The following is an 18,217-nucleotide window of genomic DNA, read 5'->3' on the forward strand; positions in this document are numbered from 1 at the left end:
CCGCCTTCTGCACTCGTTCGCTCCCCGCTGCCCGGCGCGTCCGCTTTTACCATTGCTCCGGCGCCGGCGGAGCCATCCAGTCACCGGCGCTCGGTGACTGGGAGCCGGCCACGGCGAAAGATCGGTCGCCGGAGCCACGCCGCCCCCAGCGCGATCGCAGCCCCGCACGCGAGCGCGAGCCCCTGCAGGTAGAACCGCGGCAGCGCCACCACCGCCTCCAGGTGGTGCTGGCCAGGGCCGACCCGCACCGCGAAGAAGCCCGGCGCGACGCGCCTCGATGCCAGCTCGACGCCGCCGTCCCGCACGCGCCAGCCGCTGTACGCCGTCGCGCGGAAGACCACGTCGACAGGCGCCTCCGCGTCGACGGTCGCCTCGTACGCGCCCGGCTCGCGCGGCACCTCGCGCACGCTGGCGCGGGCCGCGTCGCAGCCGTCGTCGGCCACGGCCACGCGCTCGAGCGGGCCGCGGGTGGCCTCCAGCGCCACGAGCTCGCCGGGCGTATCGAGCACGGTGCGCGGCTGCTCCAGGTGCTCGAAGAGCGCCGCGAGCAGATCCGCCTCCCGCCCGCGCCAGACCTCGCGCACGCACCCGAGACCCACGTAGTCCGTGCCGCCCACCCGCCGCGACAGCTCGACCTCGCCGCGCCTGTCCATGAGCGCCCACGCCTCGGGCGGCCCCGGCCGCTGCGCGGTCAGGTGGATGAGCGTGCGGATGCCGAGCGCCTCCGCGCGCGCGGCGCTCCCGGGTCGCTCGGGCGCCACCTTGAGGAAGGCCGCGGCGTGAACGCCCACATGCGCGCCCGCGCCGGTCGAGACGGCCATCGGGACCGCGCGGCGGAGATCGGCGGCGTGCATCATGGAGCAGGTCGCGAACTCGTCCTCGACGGCGTAGCTCGCGCGGCCAGGCGGCGCCTCGGCGAGCCAGCGGGCGATGAGATCGGGATCGAAGCCCTCGGCGGGCGGCGGGCAGCCGCGCGACGCGACGAGCGCGGCCTGCTTCTCTGCCATGACGTGGAGATCGGCAGCGCGGGCGGGGATCTCGACGGCCGCGACGAGCGCGAGCGCGCCCGGCAGGAGCCCGGCGAGCGCGGCTGGCAGGAGCCCGGCGACCGCGGGGCGCGAGCGGCGCGCGCCCCGCGCTGCCAGCGCGGCGCCGATGCGCGCGAGCGCCGCGGCTGCGAGGTCGAGCGCGCTGACGATGGCCGCGGCCGCGACGAGCGGCAGGAGGGCGAGGGCGCGCATCGGCTGGAACAGCGAGAGCAGCGCGCGGCCGAGCGGGCCTGCGCCGACGATCCATCCGCCGCTCATCGACAGGAGCAGCGCGACCGCCGACGCCGCGAGGACGGCCCGCGACGCCGGGGCGCGGAGGCGCGTCGCGTGCAGGAAGCAGGCGGCGATCCACGCGGAGCCGATCACCGGGGCGTGCTCGTAGTCCAGCAGGTCGCCATCGAGCATCCACGGCAGCACGCGCTCGGGCCCGAAGCCGATGTGCCGCCAGCCGAGGCCGGCAGGCCAGCCGAAGGGCGCGGCCATCGACGCGATGCCGGGGCCGTAGAGCGCGACCGCGACCAGGCCGCCGCCGGCGAGCGAGCGGAGCACGCGCGCGCACAGCCGCCGATCCCACGCGGCGATCGCGGCCGCGCCCAGGACGGCGGCGCTCACCGTGAAGACCTGCGGGTGCGTCGCCGCGCAGGCGGCGGCGAGCGCCGGCCCGAGCTCGAAGCGGGCGGGGCGGATCACCGCGGCGGCCCAGGCGATGACGAGGGGGATGACCAGGATCTGCGAGAGCAGCCCGAGGAGGAAGAACGACGGCCACCCGCCGGCGAACTGCACGTACGGCGCGACCCACGCGAGCGCCACCGCGCCGGCGGCGGCCGCCGCGGGCCGCGCGCCGACCGCGCGGCCCGCGGCGAGGACGACCAGCGGGGCCCCGACGAAGGCCGCGAAGCCGAGCCCCTTCACCGCGACCACGGGCGCGACGCCGAGGCGGATCAGCGCCGCCACGAGCAGCCAGCCGACCGGCGGGTAGTGCAGCGCGATCGGGAAGCCGCCGTTGTTCGTGGCGATCCACCCGTGCGGCAGGCCGCTCGTCGCGATGTCGTAGGCGATGGCGAGGTGCGAGATCGTGTCCTTCGACAGCGCGGCGCCGGGCCCGGCGAGCGCGGGCGCGTCGCGCAGCGCGGGCAGGAGCGCGACCGCCACCGCCACGACGGCGGCGAGCCAGGCGAGGCGCGGCGCGGCCCCGGGCGTGGCGGCCATGGCCGGCGCGGGCCCGGGCGCGGCGGCTACGGCCGGCGCGGGCCCGGGCGCGGCGGCTACGGCCGGCGAGGGCCCGGGCGCGGCGGCTACGGCCGTCGCGGCAGGGCCGGCGGCCGCGCCGGCGCGGAGCTCGGCCAGCCGGAGGACGAGGACGCCGAGCGCGAGCAGGAGGTAGAGCATCAACGGAGCTCGCCGGCGCCCGGGTCAGCCCGGGGCGCGTTGCCAGGTGCCGAGGAGCGACCAGCCGGTGAGCGTGCGCCGCACCGACACGAGCCGCATCCGCTCCCCGACGTCGAGCGCCGCGAGGCTGCGCTCGTCGAACTTGCTCGGGTGGATGTGCTTGCGCGAGAAGCCGTCGCGGCGCGCGATCCACTCGAGCACCGTGGCCTCGAGGAGCGGCAGCGTGGACAGCCGGCCGTAGTTCGGGGTCGTGAGCAGCAGCGCGCCGCCCGGCGCGAGGCGCGCCGAGAGCCCGCGCGCCCAGCGCGACGGATCGAGGGTGTGCTCGACGACCTCCTTCGCGAGCACGACGTCGAACGGGCCGTCGAACCCGCCGCCCGTCGGGAGCTCGTACGGGCCCGGACAGACGGCGAAGCGCTCCGCGCGCGCCGGGTAGAGGCGCCGGCACGCCTCGATGGCGCGCGCGTCGAGATCGCAGCCGTAGAGCTCGGTCGCGGGCGGGGCGCCGGGGATCTCCCCTTCGAGGCCGCAGCCGACGAGGAGCACGCGCGGGCGCGGGCCGCGCGCGGCGATGGCGCGCGCGAGGGAGCGGGTGAGCGCGCCGTGGTAGAGCGACCACGGGAACCGCTCGCGGCGGCGGTGGTTCGAGAAGTAGTCGCCGGGCGGCGCCGCCGGGTCAGCCATCGGGCCCTGCCTGCGCCACGAGCAGGTACTCGGCGGCCGCGTCGCCGCCCGGGGCTAGGCGCCCGAGCGCGTTGACCACGGCGCGCGCCACGTCGACGGTGAGCGGGCGGAGCGCTGGCATCGCGATCCAGCGGCCGGTGAGCTTGCGCATCACGTAGCCGAGCAGGCTCGGGTACAGCATGAAGTCGAACGCCCACGAGGTCGGCCGGCCCGCGATGGGGCGCGTCTCCACGAGGTCGAAGCCCGCGCGCGCGAGGTGATCGCGCCAGCCCGCCTCGTCGTAGAGGTGGACGTGCGAGAAGACGCGATCGAGCGCGTCGCCGTACGCCCGCGAGAGGCCGACAAGGCCCACGGAGCGGAGCGCCTCGGGCAGGGCGAGCTGGTACGTCCAGTCGGGCGTCGGCACGATGAGCACGAACCGCGCCCCGGGCCTGAGCGCGCGCCGGATGTTCACGAGGGCGCCGTGGAGATCGGGCACGTGCTCGAGGCTGCAGTTGGCGATGGCGCTGCCGAAGAACCCCTCCGGCAGGTGGACGTTGACGATGTTGCCGCAGATGAGCGTGCGGTACGACGCGGTCCGCTGCGCGCGCTGCACCTCGGTCGGGTTGATGTCGATGCCCCACGCCTGCTTGTCCGGGTAGGCGAGGCGCGCGAACAGGCCGTCGCCGCAGCCGACGTCGAGCAGCGGCTCCGGCAGATCGAGCTCGCGCACGGCGCGCAGCCGCACGCACTCGCGGATGGCGAGCGCCGCGGGCGCGAAGGCGTAGTAGGCGGAGAAGTCGTCCGCGTCGAGCGGCCACTCTCGGTCCATCGGAGCGCCCATCACCCGCGGAGGCGCAAGGAGCGCCGGTACGCGCGGACCGCTCCGGTCGGGTGCAACCCGTCGGTCGATTCGACGATGGCCTCGAGGGCTCCGGGATCGAGGTGCGGCAGGGACATGCGCCGCATCCTAACATCGGAGCGGCGCTCCTCGGGTGCGGCCGAGTTTCTCGGGCACGGGGATCGGCCCCTCACGACCGCGTCTGGGCACACCTCCACGGCGCCGGCGCGCTTTCGGTCGAGCCCCCACCTGCGCCGCCAAGCGCGACACCGCCTCCGCGATCTCCGCCGGCACCGGCACGGCGGTCGCGATCAAGAAGCCGACGGGCTGCCAGGTAAGGTGGCGTACGGCCGCCTTGCAGCGAAGAACGCGCGTCGATAGGCTGGCACACATGTGGATGCGTGTTGTGGCGGCGATGTCGATAACCGGCTGTGCGTCGAACGGGCAGACATACGCGTACGTCATCGAGTCGACCGACGCCGGCCTCGTCGTGGAGGCCAAAGGGATCTTCTTCGCCACTGAGAAGGACACGATCGCCAAGGCGCACGAGAGAGCCCGCGAGGCCTGTCCGGAGGGCTACACCGTGCTGTCCTCCAACGAGGGAATGGGCATGAGGACGGAGCGTGGCATCGTATTCCGGCTCCGCTTCCGGTGCGGTCGGGAACCGGTCGCGCGACCCGTTGACCCTCCCTGGTTCTGCGGCCGGCAGTCTCAGGAGTGCTTCTCTTCGAGCGACGGGTGCCAGCTGCGCCTCCGCGAGCGGTGCGAATCCCTACCACTCGACTGCCACGACTCGTGCGCATCGCAGGACGTCGCGGCGTGCTACGACGTGAGCGACCTCAGCAGCGGCGTTCGGGTAGCCACGCGGTGCAGCAGCGACCTGGGCATCTGCGAGCGCCGAAGGTTCGACGAGTTCAATCACGGAACAGTGCTTGCCCGGGTGAGCGAGTGCATGGAGCGCCGCTGACCCGTCGACCCAGCCGGCGCGAATGCCATCGCAGCCGGTCTCGTGGCGCGGTGCTCTTGCGACCTGCTCGGCGGCGGGCGCCTGGCTGGCCGGAGCGCCGCCCGCGCGACCCACGGCGGCCTCGGGTCATGGGCCGAAGCGCCTAGACGACGCGTCGTGCCGGGTGTTACCAAACGTAACGCGCGCGCATCGAAGCGTTACCGAACGTAACGTCACGTGGCCGGACGACGCCACCCGGGCGTCCTCCCGGCGATGAACCGAGTAGTATATTGAGTCCTCATGTGACACAGTCGACCGCGCGTGTGAGGGGCATGGCATCGGCCCGCGCTCTCCCGCGCGCCTCCGGACATCGACGGTGGGCAGCGCAGCCATCCAGACGAGCTCTTCGATGGATCCGAGCTCGATCCAGGCGACGCTGCGCGCACGAGCGAACCGGCGCGCTCTCGGCTGAAATCAAGGAAATTCGAAAGTTCGAATGCGCTGAAGGAGCTGCTGATCGGGGGCGGTGCGCCGAGGGGCAATTCGAACGATCGCGAACACGGCAATCTTTCGAGCGTCGAGGACCATGCGAAGAATACTTTGTGCTCTTCTGTTTTTGGCTGTCGCCGGCTGCGGCGATGACACGGACACGACGACTTCGAGCAGCACGTCCAGCTCGACGTCCAGCTCGAGCAGCGCGGCGGCGAGCTCCGGCGGGGGTGATGCCTCTGGCGGCGGCGGCGGCGGTGGCGGCGGCGACACCGGCGGGGGCGGCGCTGGCGCCACCGGCGGCGGCGAGGCCACGGGCGGCGGGGGCGGCGCCGGCGGCGGCGGTGGCGCCGGCGGCGCGGCGGAGGCGCACTGGGTCGGGACGTGGACGACCGGTCCGCAGCTGACCGAGACCAACAACAACCCGCCCGAGCCGGGCCTGGCCAACAACACGCTGCGCCAGGTGATCTATACCTCGATCGGCGGCAAGGGCGTGCGGCTGCTGCTCTCGAACGAGTTCGGCGATGGGCCGGTGACCATGGAGTCGGTCCACATCGCGGAGTCGACGACCGCCGACGGCATCAACGTGGCCACCGATCACGGCCTGAAGTTCGCGGGCGCCGATGCGGTGACCATCCCGGTGGGCAAGACCGTCTTCTCCGATCCGATCGAGTACACCATCAAGCCCAACACCAAGATGGCGGTGACCATCAAGTTCGGCGCCGTGCCGGCCGGGATCACCGGGCACCCGGGCTCGCGGACCAACTCGTACATCCAGACCGGCAACGGGGTCTCGGCGGCGAGCCTGACCTCCCCTGTGTCCACGGCTCACTGGTACTACATCACGGGCCTCGACGTCGATGCGGCTCCCGAGGCGGCGGCGGTCGTCATCCTCGGTGACTCGATCACCGATGGCCGCGGCTCGGACACGGACGGGAACACCCGCTGGCCGGACTTCCTGTCTCGCCGGCTGCGGTCCAATCAGGGGACCCAGCAGGTCGCCGTGCTGAACCTGGGCATCGGCGGGGGCACCGTGCTCGCCGGCGGGCTCGGGCCGACGGCCAAGGCCCGCTTCCAGCGCGACGTCCTGGACCAGCGCGGCGCGAAATGGCTGATCACGTTCATCGGCGTGAACGACATCGGCAACGACAGCCAGCCGCCCGTCGCCGACAACCTGATCGCGGCCTATGGCGAGTTCATCACCAAGGCGCACGACAAAGGGATGCTCGTTTACGGGGCGCCCATCACGCCGTTCGGTGGCAACGGGTACTACTCCGCCGCGCACGAGGCCACCCGCCAGACGGTCAACACCTGGATCCGCACGAGCAACAAGTTCGACAAGGTCATCGATTTCGAGCCGGCCGTCGTCGACCCCAACGATGCTACCAAGCTGAAGGCGGACCTCGACTTCCAGGATGACGGGCTGCACTTCAACCCGACCGGCCTGGAGGCGCTGGCGAACACCATCGACCTCTTGCTGTTCGTCCCCCAGCCCAAGTAGAGCGGAGGCCGCTCTGGGGGGCGCCCGATCGGGCGCGCGGAGCTCCGAGCTCCCGCGCGCCCGGCGAAGGCCACCTGCTCCCCTGGCGGAGAAAGCGCCTCGGCACCCGTAGGGCGCCATGGCCTGTAGCCCGGATAACTGAGCCGCCCATGTTGACGCGTTGCGCTATGCGTCCTCGCGTATTCAGCCGCAGCGGTCCTGAGTAGCCTTGTCCCATGCGCGGAGGAGACGACGCGGAGGCCAGCGCGACGGATGGCGCGCCCGTGCTCGTGGCGGCGGCCGCGATCGGGGCGAGGCGCGAGATCGAGGTGGCGCCGTGAGCCGGATCCTGCTGGTCGAGGACGAGGTCGTCATCCGGACGGAGCTCCGGCGGCTGCTCGCTCGGCATGGTCACGACGTCATCGAGGCGGGGTCGGTCGAGGATGCCTCGGCGGATCACGATCTGCGCACGTTCGATCTGGTGCTGGCCGACGTGCGCCTGCCGGGGGCGCCGGGCACCGCGCTCGTCGGGCAGTGCGGCGGCGCGCCGGTCGTGCTCATGACGAGCTACGCCACGGTGAAGGCGGCCGTGGACGCCGTGAAGCGCGGCGCCGCGGATTACCTGTCGAAGCCGTTCGATCACGCCGAGCTGGTCGCCCTCGTCGACCACCACCTCCCCGGCGCGCGCTCGGAGCGGGGCGCGCCGTCCGACGTCGCGCCGCGCGCCTCGGTGCCCGCGCCGCCCGTGCCGCCCGCGCCGCCCACATCGGAAGACGACGAGCTCGAGGGCATGGTCGGCGGCTCTGCGGCGATGCGGGAGGTGTTCGCGCGGGTGCGCAAGGTCGCGCCGAGCGAGGCGACGCTGCTCGTCCTCGGCGAGAGCGGCACGGGCAAGGAGACGCTCGCCCGCGCCGTGCACCGGCTGAGCCCGCGCCGGCAGATGGCGTTCGTTCCGGTCCACTGCGCGGCCATCCCCGAGGGGCAGATCGAGGGGGAGCTCTTCGGATACGAGCGCGGCGCCGTCCCCGGCGCGATCTCGGCGCGCGCCGGGCTGTGCGAGGCCGCGGAGGGCGGGACGCTGCTGCTCGACGAGATCGGCGAGCTGCCGCCGAAGGTCCAGGCGCGGCTCCTCCGCTTCCTCCAGACGGGCGAGGTGCGGCGCGTGGGCGCGACCCGCGCCCGGCGCGTCGACGTGCGCCTCATCGCGGCGACGCGCCGAGATCTCGTGGCGATGGTGCGCGACGGATCGTTCATGAGCGACCTCTACTTCCGGCTGCGGGTCCTCGAGATCCGCCTCCCGCCGCTGCGCGAGCGGCCGGGCGATGCGGTGCGCCTCGCGGAGTCGCTGCTGAGGCGGCGCGCGTGGGCGATGGGCCGCGCGCCGCTGACGCTGACGCCGGAGGCGCGCGCCGCCATCGCGGCGGCCCCCTGGCCTGGCAACATCCGGGAGCTGGAGAACGCCGTTCACCGCGCGACGGTCCTCGCCGATGCGAGCGAGATCGGGCTGGAGCTGCTCGGGCTCGACGCGCCCCCTCAACCGCCTCCGCCCGGGCCTGCCGCGGACGCGCACGAGGGAGAGCCCCCGTCCGACTCCCTCGAGGGCTATTTCCGCCGCTTCGTCCTCGAGCACCAGCACGAGCTGACGGAGACCGAGATCGCCCGCCGGCTCGGCATCAGCCGCAAGGCGCTGTGGGAGCGGCGCCAGCGGCTCGGGATCCCCCGGCCGCGATCCTGAGCCGCCATCGACGGCGACGCGCGCCTGTCAATTTGGGTTGACTCGCTTGATGTGAACGTTCACAATTGACTCAGGTGCGCTCGGGCAGGGCGGTGACCTGACCAGGCCCCTCCTGGGTTCGGCATTCTTGGCGGAAAATTGAACAGGGAGACGGGGAGGCGGGGAGATTGGTGGGAGTTGACTCCCCGTCTTCTCACCTCCCGGTGAACTCCCCCGAAAGACTTGTGGCGATGCTTCAGGGCGGCCGCCGCGCGACCACGGCGGGTCGTCCCGGCCAAGGAGCAGCGTCGCCTGGACGCGTTCATTTTCATTTTTCTGAAAGCCGCGCGCCGCGCGCTCAACGCTGACACCTCTTATCGGGCCATGACCATGCACTTCTCTTCCCAACCTCCCAGCACCCGCTCTCTCAACCGACGTGCAGGCGGTACGGCGTCCGCTGTCTGTCTTCTCGCTCTCCTTGCAGGGTGTAGCGGGGAGTCGCAGGTGGGCGACGGCGATGGCGGCAGCGGCGGCGGCGGCACCACGGGCGCGACGACCGGCCCCGGGATGGGCGTTTCGAGCAGCAGCGGCTCGGGCGGGAGCAATGGCCAGACGACGAGCGTCGGTTCGACGAGCGCCAGCGGAGGCTCGGACGCGACCGGAGGCGGTGACCCCGGTACCGGCGGCGGCGGTGACGGCGGCGACGGCGGCGGCGCCCCGGCTGTCTGCCCCGAGACCTACTCCAATCCTCTCCTCTGGCAGGACCTCCCCGACCTCGAGGTCATTCGCGTCGACGACACCTACTACTACACGGCGTCCACGTTCCACCATGCGCCGGGCGCGCCCCTGCTCCGCTCCTACGATCTGGTCCACTGGGAGTACGTTTCACACTCCGTTCCTCTGCTGGACGTCGACCCGTCGTACGACCTGAACGGGGGTCGATCCTATGTCAACGGCATCTGGGCGTCGACGCTCCAGTACCGGGAGAGCAACAAGACCTTCTACTGGATGGGCTGCATGCACAACAAGGGCGGCGGCTGGGTCTTCACATCCAAGTCCCCGGAAGGTCCGTGGGAAAAGCACAAGGGTGGCTGTTACTACGACATGGGGTTGTTGATCGACGACGACGACACCATGTACGTGGCCTCCGGAAACAACACGATCAGCGTGGCGCAGCTGAGCGCGGACGGCTTCAGCCAGGTCAAGAGTCAGACGGTGTTCCAGACGCCGGGCGACCTCTCCGGACCGCTGGAGGGCTCTCGCTTCATCAAGAAGGATGGAAACTACTACATCTTCACCACGCAATACGCGAACGGTGAGTATGTGCTGCGCTCGACGAAGGGGCCCTTTGGTCCCTACGAGCTGCGGCCCTTCGCGGTGAGGCTGCCCTACGCCGGCGCTCCGGGCTCCGGCGGCTCCCCGCACCAAGGCGGCATCGTCCAGACGCAGAACGGCGACTGGTACTACCTGGGATTCAATGACTCGTACCCGGCTGGCCGCATCCCGGTGATGGCACCGATGACCTGGAAAGACGGCTGGCCCTCGCTCACCCTGGTGGACGGCAAGTGGGGAGGTACGTACCCCTTCCCGAACCTGCCTTGCGGATCGAATCGAGTGAAGCCGCCTGTGACCAAGGACACCTTCGCGGAGGCGACCCTGCGTCCAGAGTGGGAGTGGAACCACAACCCCGACAGCACCAAGTGGTCCTCAGGGGCTGGGCTGACGCTGCAGACGGCGACGGTGACCGACGATCTGTACGCCGCTCGAAACACGCTGACGCGCCGTATCGAAGGGCCCGTCTCGATCGGGACGATCGAGCTCGACTACAGCAAGATGCAGAACGGCGACGTCGCCGGCCTGGCCGCCCTGCGCGACGTATCGGCGTGGATCGGGGTCAAGAAGACCAGCGGGGGAGCGCGCGTCGTGATGACCAACGGCGTCAACATGAACACCTCCTGGGCCACGACGGGCAAGGGCACCGAGGCGGCTGGCGCCGACGTGTCCGGCGGCAAGATCTGGCTGCGCGTGGAGGCCAACGTCCGCTCGGATGGCGGCGGCGCGCAGGCGCGCTTCTCCTACAGCACGGACGGCACCCGCTTCACCAACCTGGGCAACACGCTCAGCATGAACAAGAACTGGCAGTACTTCCTCGGCTACCGGTTCGGCATCTTCAACTACGCCACGCAGTCGCTGGGCGGCTCGGTGAAGGTCGCGTCCTTCGAGGTAACCAAGCCGTAAGATGCGAGCCGACCGCCTGCATGGTCATCGGCGTGACCGAGAGCGAGAGCCCCACGGGCCCGCTCGAGGGCGCGTTGGATCGCCAGCCGGCTCGTGCGCCGTGTGGGGCGGCGTCGAGCCGGCGGCGTTCATCGATGGCGATGGAGAGGCGCGTGTTGACGGGGGATTGCCCCCCAGGGGCCGCTCATGCAGCGGGCCGCGGGGAGGGCGGAGCGGGGCGAGCCTACTTCTTCGTCGGCGCGGGCGCGCCGCTCTGGATCCAGCTGCGGAGGGCCGAAAGCTCGGCGCTCGTCAGGCTCGGCTTGCCGTCCGCGGCCTGCGGCATGACGCCCGTCTGGCAGGTGCCGCCGGCGGAAGGCCTGCATCCGGCGTTCCCGGCCGTCCCTGCGACCTTGAGGTAGAGCCAGCTCTGGTCCGGGTTTCCCGGGACCACGAGCTTGAACTGCCCGCCGCCCTTGGCCGTCTTGTTGACGAGGCCCGCGACGATGTCCGCCGAGCTGATGTCGCCGCCGAGCGACAGACCTGCTTGCGGACCGGTCGACGGAGCAGCGTGGCAGCCGCTGCACTTGTGGATCGCGCTCTCGAAGATAGGACGGACGGTCTCGTGGAAGACGCCGGACTCCTCGGGCAGGGGATTTCCGGGATCCGGATCCGGCGTCAGGTCGGGATTGATGACCTGAGCGATCGCGTCCATCTCGTAACACTGGGCGGCGACCGCGTCCTTCAGCTTCTGATCGGTGGGCGACATGCCCTTGGCGACACGGTACTTCTCCCAGACATTGTCGATCCAGCCGTGCAGCTTCCAGAACATGTAGTTGTCGATGTTCGTGAACTGGTTGCCGAGGCCGTGGTCGGTGTTCTGGGAGCGCACCCACTTGAAGTGGAGATCGCCGTGCAGGCCGCTGGCCTGCTGGTTGGTGCCCGGGATGGCCTGGCCGGCGAAGCACTGGAGCCACATGCCGAGCGCGCCCTCGTCCGGGAAGCGGCTCAGGTTCTCCGGCTTGTCGATCTCGTCGCCGATCTTCGCGTTGGCGAGCGTCGTGGCGCTCCAGGGCTTGAAGTCCGATCTCCACTGCTGGGGCACCTCCTCCGCCGTCGTGGGGAACTTCTTGAAGCCCTCGAACTGCTCCGAGTGCTTCGGCCAGAGCTGCTTCAGCGACTGGATCATGTGCCGGTGCATGGCGAGAAACTGGAAGCCGTCGCCCGTGCTCTTGCACTCCTGATCCGCCGGGACCGGGACCGCGGATTTGCAGATATTGACCCTGCTCATGCCCATGCCGCCGGTGCAGCGCCGGATGCTATGCCACTCGAAGTGGGCGGCCTGCCATTCGTTCTCTTCCATCCAGGAGATGACTTCCGGCTGAACCGTGAGATCGATCTGGCCGTTCTTCACGAACTCCGCCGAACCGTCCTTCATCGTCGCGTCGGTGGGATGGGGATCGTAACCGTCCACGCAATGATCCTTCGGGTGCGTGTCGCCCGTTCCGCTCGATCCGCCGGTGCCGCCGGCGGGATCTCCGGTGGACGAGGAGGAGCCCGTCGTCGCGGTGGAGGTGGAGGGGACGCCGGCGCCGGCGCCGCTGGTGCTGGCGCCGGGACCGGTGCCGGTGCCGGTCAACGAGGAAGTCGAGGTGGAGGTGGGCACGTCGCTGCCGCCTGCTCCACCGGTGCCCCCGGCGTCGGGATCTTCGCCGCTACAGGCTCCCAGCACCAAGGCGGTAATGCACGAGAGTAATCCGAATGTGCGTTGCGAGATCTTGCCCAATGACACGGTGGACGGACCTGCCTGATCGTTGATTCGCATGGTGCTCCTCGTTACCGCTGGATGCCGGACCGCTGGGTGCCGGGCGCATGCTTCCGCGCGGCCGCTGAGCCAGACGCCAGATGGAGCATCGGCCAACCGCCGGTAGCATTTGCGTAGCACGAGGTTTTCGAGCGGAGAAGCGGGTGTAAATTTGCTGCGAAACGATCGTCGCCGTCTTTGAATGAGCCGCTGGGGAGGGGAAAGTAAAGAGTTTTTAATAAGTCAAGGGTGATTCGCCGCTCACCCCAGGTGATGAAAGGCGCGTTGCGCCATCCGGCTTCCGCCTGGAAAAGTGAAGCTGTACCGATGGCTGATCGTCGTCATGAGCTGTCGACCCCGCTCAGGCCGGTGACGGATCAGGTCATCGCGATGCCGCTGGTCGGCTCCCTGGACGCGCCTCGGCGGCCTCGTGACGCCTCGAACCCTGAAGGAGGGTATCGCGTTCACCCTGCGGCGCGAGCGCCGCGGCTCTCGGGCGCCGGCGCGCGAGTGGGCTGCTCGATGAGCTCTCGGCGATCGTCACGGAGCATGTCGGGCGGCCCGCGGGCGCATCTTCTGGCTCGTTGACCCTCTCGCGCGACGCGATCTACCGTGCGACCGCCCCCATGAACCTCCACGTCGTCTGCCAGGGCGAGCACCCGGCTGCCATGGCGCGTCGCTGCTGAGCGAGGCGATGCTTCCGGCGGACGAGGTCATCAAGAAGCTCGTGCACGTGCTCGCGCCGTACCTCGGCGAGAACATGGCGCGCGCGGCCGTGCGCAGCCAGGCGGACAAGCTGGGGTTCAAGCACGGGCGCCTGTCCCCGGCCGACGTGGAGCGCCTGCTCGCCGCGGTCGCGCCGGGGCTCGGCGTGTTCGTCGGGCGCGACAAGGCGCAGCGGATCCTCGACCAGGCGCGCGCCGCCATCGGCGCGCCGGGAGGAGCTCCATGACGCGAGTCCCCGTTCGCCGCGTGGCGCCGGTGGTGGTGACGATCGTGTGCGCGGTGTACGTCCCGCGCCTCGTGCCGCAGGCCGCGGCGCTCTCGGAGCGGCTCCTCCCCACGCCGGTCGTCGATACCGTGGGTCCGCTCGTGCGGCTCGCGTGCCTCGCGGTCGCCGCCGTGTTCGGCCTGCGCAGCGCCGCGCGCCTCGAGCGCGACAACCCGGCGCGCGGCCCGTGGTTCCTCCTCGGCGCCTGGCTCGCGCTCTTCACCCTGGGCCAGGTCGGGCTCGTGTACTACCCGCTCGTCGCGCGCGCGCCCACGCCGCTGCCGTCGATCGCGGACGCCGCGTTCCTCCTCGGATATGCGCTGCTGATCGCCGCGTCGGCGCGCTTCGTCTTCGTGTACCGCGCCGCCGGCTTCCCCGTCGGCAGCGCGCGCGAGCACCTCGGCATCGCCGCGGGCGCGGCGGCGGCGATGGCGATCGTCGGTTATCCCGTGCTCGCCCCCATCGCGCGCGCGCCGGTGCCGCTCGGCGAGCGGCTCATCAACATCGCCTATCCCATCCTCGATCTGATCGCGCTCGTCCCCGCGCTGGTGATGCTGCGGATCACCCGGGCCTTCCGCGGCGGCAAGGTGTGGGCCATCTGGGGATCGCTGCTCGCGGGCTGCGCGCTCATGGCCGCGGGAGACATCCTGTTCGCGTTCTTCTCCTCGGCGAATATGACGGCGTTCGGGCCGGGCGTGGACATGATGTTGCTCCTCGGGTATTTCGCCGCGGCGTGCGGGACGATGCTGCAATACGAGACGATCACCGACTGACGACGGGGGGGCGGTACATGCCGCAGGGGAGCCGTCGCCGAGGCGCAGACCGTTCCAGGCAGCGCGCGATGTCACGGTGAGGGCGTGACATCGGGTGTGACATGTCACGCCCCCGGCCGTGACATGTCGCGCCGCTGTCACGGCCGGGGGTGTGACATGTCACGGCGGCTCGCCGGGCGGAGAGGTCGACCCGCTGGCCAGCGCGCGCCGCGGCTCGCCTAGTTCGGCCGGATTTGCCCCATCGGTACGCGTGCGCTGCCCCAATCCACGTCACGCCGGCGAGGGCGCGCCTGGCGGCATGCGCGTTGCAAAGTCACTCGATGATTCGATGATTCGATGATTCGATGACTCGATGACTCGATGGCTCGCAACACCCGTCCAGGGGCGCGCGGCACCGCCGCGCCATCACACGGAGCGGAGCGTCATGATGTCTGCGCCGATACCGATGACGACAATGAATCTCCTCACGAGGTCCCTCTCTGTCGAAGAGCCGATCGACGGGGCGCTCCTCCGCGCCAACGTGCCGCGCCCGCTGTCCTCTGTCGCGTTTCATGAGGACGTCGAGTGCATCCGCAGGTCGTTCGCCGCGGGGTTCCCGGTTCACCTGGCGATCCACCGGGTGGACAGCGCCGAGGCGGCGCGCCGGGACTACACGGCGCTGCACACCCACGACGGCCCGGAGATCAACGTGATCCTCCCTGATCCCACGGGCCTCGAGTACCGCATCGAGCTCGGTTCCCGCGTCCACCACGTCACCGAGAGCACGAGCATCTGGATCCCGCCGGGCGTCCCGCACTCCGCGAACGTGGTCCGGGGCTCTGGCTACCTCATCGCCGTGCGCTTCGATGACGGGGGGGCGAGATGAGACGTGACCTTCCTCGGAACCTCGACAGGGACGCCGGCGTGAGGGGGCCCGCCGTGGCCGCGTCGAGCGCCGCGCAGGCCTACCGGAACGCGAGCCTCTGGCAGAGGGGGCGCGGCCAGCGCCTCATCGCGTTCGCCGGCGTGAGGCCGGGCGAGCTCGTGCTCGACCTCGGCTGCGGCACCGGCGGCCTCACGCGGCAGCTCGCCGAGCTCGTGGGCCCCGACGGGCGCGTCCTGGGGATCGATCCGGACGAGGCGCGGATCGAGCTCGCCCGGCGCACCGCCGGCGCGCCCAACCTGGAGTTCCAGGTGGCGGCGGCCGAGACCCTCGGCGAGGTCGTCCGGGACCGCCCCTTCGATCTCGTCTTCTCGAACTTCGTGTTCCACTGGATCCGCGACAAGCGAGCGGTCCTCCGCCTCCTGCGCGACCTGCTCCGCCCCGCGGGGCGCATCCTCGTCCAGTGCGTCTCGTCGCTCCCTGCGCTCGTCGGGGAGCTCTCGCGGCTCGCCGACCCTTCGGGGGAGCGGATCCTGCGGGACTTCGCCTTCGAGGAGGCCGCGGCGCTCGCGCACCACGTCGAGGGCGCCGGGCTGCAGCTGCTCCGCCTGGAGGAGCAGCATGGAACTCACGTGTATCCGACGCTCGACGCGCTGCTGAGGTGGTGGCAGGCGACGACCCACGACCGGTTCGACCCGCGGACCGTCGAGCCCGCGGCGCTCTCGCGGTTCGCCGAGCAGCACGGCGACGGCGGCGCGTTCCGGGTGCGCGAGACGTTCTGCTGGTTCGAGGCGCGGCTCGCCCCGGCGCACTCGTGGGGACGCGGCGGCTGACCCCGGCCCCGTGTTCGACGAGCGCGGCGCTCCGGTGCGGCCCGATTCGCTCGACCCCGTTGCCACGTCCCCGTTCTCTCCTGAGGTGGGCTACCATCCGCTCCCCGCAGCCTCCCGCGGCGGCGCTCGCACCCAGGACCGATCCGAATGTCGATCTTCGAGCTCTCGTTCCAGTCCGGGGAGGCCTCGCTCTCCGTGCGCCGTGTCGTGATCCAGGAGGCCGTCTCCGAGCTCTTCACCGTCTCGGTGTGGGCCCGGTCCAGGCTCTCGGATCTCGAGCTGGAGCCGCTCGTCGGCCAGAGCGCGTCGCTCCAGATCCAGCCCGACGCCGAGCACCTCCACTGGCTGAGCAGCAGGCTCTGGCAGGGCGTGTGCAGCCACGTGGAGCAGGTGCAGGCCGAGCCGACGGGGCTCTCGACATACTACCTCCGCATCGTGCCGCGCCTCTGGCTGCTCACCCAGCGCCGCGGACACCGCATCTACCAGCACCTCTCCATCCCCGACATCGTCGACGCGCTCCTCGGCGAGTGGGCGATCGAGCCGGCGTGGAAGATCGATCGCGGCGCGTATCCCAGGCTCGAGTACAAGGTCCAGCACGGCGAGAGCGACCACGCCTTTCTCTGTCGCCTCCTCGAAGAGGCAGGCATCGCCTACACCTTCCCGGACAGCGGGAAGGACGCCAAGCTCACCCTGAGCGACAAGCTCGAGTCGGAGCCGCTGCGGCCGGGGCCGCCGCTGCCTTACGTCGACAACCCCCTCGAGACATCGGAGCGCGAGTTCGTCACCAGGGTGCGGCTCGGCCACGAGGTCCGGCCCGGCGCGAGCACGATCCGCGGCCACGACTTCCGCAAACCCTCGTTCGCGCTCACCGGCGAGGCGCCCCCGGCGCCCGCGCCCGAGGCGAAGTACGAGCAGTACCGCTACGAGCCCGGCGCGTTCCTCGCCGCGAGCGCCGGGGGCGGCGCGCCCGTCGGCGACGCCAAGGGCGTTTACCGCCACGACCCGAAGCACGGAGCCGATCTGTCGACACGGGTCCTCGCGGCGATGCGCGCCGACAAGCGCGCCGTGCTCTTCGAGGCCAACGTGATCGACCTCTACCCGGGCCGGGTCTTCTCCGTCGATCAGCACCCGCACCCGGAGGTGGGAAAAGGGCCGCTGATGGTGGCCGAGCTCGAGATCGCGGCCTCGCTCGACGAGCCGTGGAGCGTGCGCGGGCGCGCGCTCTTCGCCGATTCCAAGGTCCCGTACCGGCCTGCGCGCAAGACGCCCAGGCCGGTCGCGCCCGGGCTGCAGAGCGCGACCGTGGTAGGGCCGCCGGGCGCCGAGATCCACACCGACGAGCTCGGGCGGGTGCGCGTGCAGTTTCCGTGGGATCGCGAGGGCAAGCTCGACGACAACAGCTCGTGCTGGATGCGCGTGAGCCAGGGCTGGGCGGGAGCCGGCTTCGGGATGTTCATGCTCCCCCGCGTCGGCCAGGAGGTGCTCGTGGCCTTCCTCGACGGCGATCCCGACCTCCCCATCGTGGCCGGGCGCGCCTTCAACGGCCGTGAGCTCGTGCCGTACAAGCTGCCCGATCACAAGACGGTGAGCACCTGGAAGAGCAGCTCGTCGCCCGGCGGCGCGGGCTACAACGAGATCAAGTTCGAGGACCAGGCGGGTCAGGAGCTCGTCTACATGCAGGCGCAGCGCGACAGGAACCAGCTCGTCAAGCGCGATGAGGTCGAGCGCACCGCGCGCCACAAGCGGAGCACCGTGGGAGGCGACGAGCACGTGGTCGTGAAGGGCGCGCGGAAACAGCTCGTCCACGGGGGCGACCACGTGCACGTGAAGCTGGATCAGCGACAGGCGGTCGACGGCTCGGTGTCGCTCACGGTCGCCGTGAACCGGGACGAGCGTGTGGGCGGGAACCACGCGCTCGAGGCCGGCGGGCAGCTCCACATCAAGGCGGGCGCGACCCTGGTGCTCGAGGCGGGCCAGCGGCTCACCATCAAGGGGCCTGGAGGCTTCATCGACATCCACCCGGGGGGCGTCGACATCGTGGGAACCGTCGTCAACATCAACAGCGGCGGCGCGCCGGGCGCCGGCCAGGGCGCGAACCCGGCGGCGCCGCTCCAGGCCGAAGAGGCGCACCCCAAGGACACGCCGTCTCCCTGAGACGAGGAGGAG

13 protein-coding genes are annotated in these 18,217 nt (G+C 71.2%); 9 read left to right on the forward strand and 4 right to left on the reverse strand.

All coding sequences use genetic code 11. From position 1 onward, the window contains the following. Positions 1 to 80 precede the first annotated feature (80 nt). Genes WMF29_RS14515 through WMF29_RS14525 form a run of 3 tightly spaced genes read right to left on the reverse strand, consistent with a single transcriptional unit; the run spans position 81 to position 3,933 of the window. Complete coding sequence (locus tag WMF29_RS14515) at positions 81 to 2,438, reverse strand: hypothetical protein (RefSeq protein WP_437329393.1); 2,358 nt, start codon at positions 2,436 to 2,438, stop codon at positions 81 to 83. A gap of 24 nt (positions 2,439 to 2,462) precedes the next feature. Further along, positions 2,463 to 3,122 carry a class I SAM-dependent methyltransferase gene (locus tag WMF29_RS14520; protein WP_437329394.1) on the reverse strand — a complete coding sequence of 220 codons (660 nt, stop codon included), beginning with the start codon at positions 3,120 to 3,122 and terminating at the stop codon, positions 2,463 to 2,465. Further along, on the reverse strand, positions 3,115 to 3,933 hold the full coding sequence (locus WMF29_RS14525) for a class I SAM-dependent methyltransferase (protein ID WP_272103694.1): 819 nt from the start codon (positions 3,931 to 3,933) through the stop codon (positions 3,115 to 3,117). The genes WMF29_RS14520 and WMF29_RS14525 overlap by 8 nt, the downstream gene beginning before the upstream one ends. A gap of 400 nt (positions 3,934 to 4,333) precedes the next feature. Here WMF29_RS14525 and WMF29_RS14530 point away from each other — a divergent pair, with 400 nt between their 5' ends. The 4 genes from WMF29_RS14530 (at position 4,334) to WMF29_RS14545 (ending at position 10,809) form a co-directional block, all read left to right on the forward strand. Beyond that, a complete protein-coding gene (locus WMF29_RS14530; protein WP_437329395.1) occupies positions 4,334 to 4,909 on the forward strand; it encodes a hypothetical protein in 576 nt (191 codons plus the stop codon). A gap of 565 nt (positions 4,910 to 5,474) precedes the next feature. Further along, positions 5,475 to 6,878 carry an SGNH/GDSL hydrolase family protein gene (locus WMF29_RS14535; protein WP_437329396.1) on the forward strand — a complete coding sequence of 468 codons (1,404 nt, stop codon included), beginning with the start codon at positions 5,475 to 5,477 and terminating at the stop codon, positions 6,876 to 6,878. A gap of 316 nt (positions 6,879 to 7,194) precedes the next feature. Beyond that, positions 7,195 to 8,592, forward strand: coding sequence for a sigma-54-dependent transcriptional regulator (locus WMF29_RS14540; protein WP_437329397.1), 1,398 nt, complete (start codon positions 7,195 to 7,197; stop codon positions 8,590 to 8,592). A gap of 483 nt (positions 8,593 to 9,075) precedes the next feature. Next, the gene (locus WMF29_RS14545) at positions 9,076 to 10,809 is read left to right on the forward strand and encodes a glycoside hydrolase family 43 protein (RefSeq protein WP_437329398.1); all 1,734 of its coding nucleotides are present in this window, start codon (positions 9,076 to 9,078) and stop codon (positions 10,807 to 10,809) included. Between the two features lie 223 nt (positions 10,810 to 11,032). Here WMF29_RS14545 and WMF29_RS14550 read toward each other — a convergent pair whose 3' ends face one another. Then, a complete protein-coding gene (locus WMF29_RS14550; RefSeq protein WP_437329399.1) occupies positions 11,033 to 12,454 on the reverse strand; it encodes a hypothetical protein in 1,422 nt (473 codons plus the stop codon). 832 nt (positions 12,455 to 13,286) lie between these two features. On the opposite strand from WMF29_RS14550, the gene WMF29_RS14555 reads away from it, so the two are divergent. The 5 genes from WMF29_RS14555 to WMF29_RS14575 all read left to right on the forward strand — a co-directional run bounded on the left by WMF29_RS14555 (position 13,287) and on the right by WMF29_RS14575 (position 18,205). Further along, entirely contained in the window at positions 13,287 to 13,544 is a 258-nt protein-coding gene (locus WMF29_RS14555; protein ID WP_437329400.1) for a hypothetical protein, read from the forward strand. Continuing rightward, complete coding sequence (locus WMF29_RS14560; RefSeq protein ID WP_437329401.1) at positions 13,541 to 14,356, forward strand: hypothetical protein; 816 nt, start codon at positions 13,541 to 13,543, stop codon at positions 14,354 to 14,356. Before WMF29_RS14555 ends, WMF29_RS14560 begins: the two co-directional genes overlap by 4 nt. 454 nt (positions 14,357 to 14,810) lie before the next feature. Further along, entirely contained in the window at positions 14,811 to 15,221 is a 411-nt protein-coding gene (locus WMF29_RS14565) for a hypothetical protein (RefSeq protein WP_437329402.1), read from the forward strand. Continuing rightward, on the forward strand, positions 15,218 to 16,051 hold the full coding sequence (locus WMF29_RS14570) for a class I SAM-dependent methyltransferase (RefSeq protein WP_437329403.1): 834 nt from the start codon (positions 15,218 to 15,220) through the stop codon (positions 16,049 to 16,051). The genes WMF29_RS14565 and WMF29_RS14570 overlap by 4 nt, the downstream gene beginning before the upstream one ends. Before the next feature lie 147 nt (positions 16,052 to 16,198). Beyond that, positions 16,199 to 18,205, forward strand: a complete 2,007-nt coding sequence (locus WMF29_RS14575) for a type VI secretion system Vgr family protein (protein WP_437329404.1) — start codon at positions 16,199 to 16,201, stop codon at positions 18,203 to 18,205. Positions 18,206 to 18,217: the final 12 nt, after the last annotated feature.

Origin of the sequence: Sorangium sp. So ce381 (assembly GCF_051473845.1) — a bacterium.
GTDB lineage: Bacteria > Myxococcota_A > Polyangia > Polyangiales > Polyangiaceae > Sorangium > Sorangium atrum.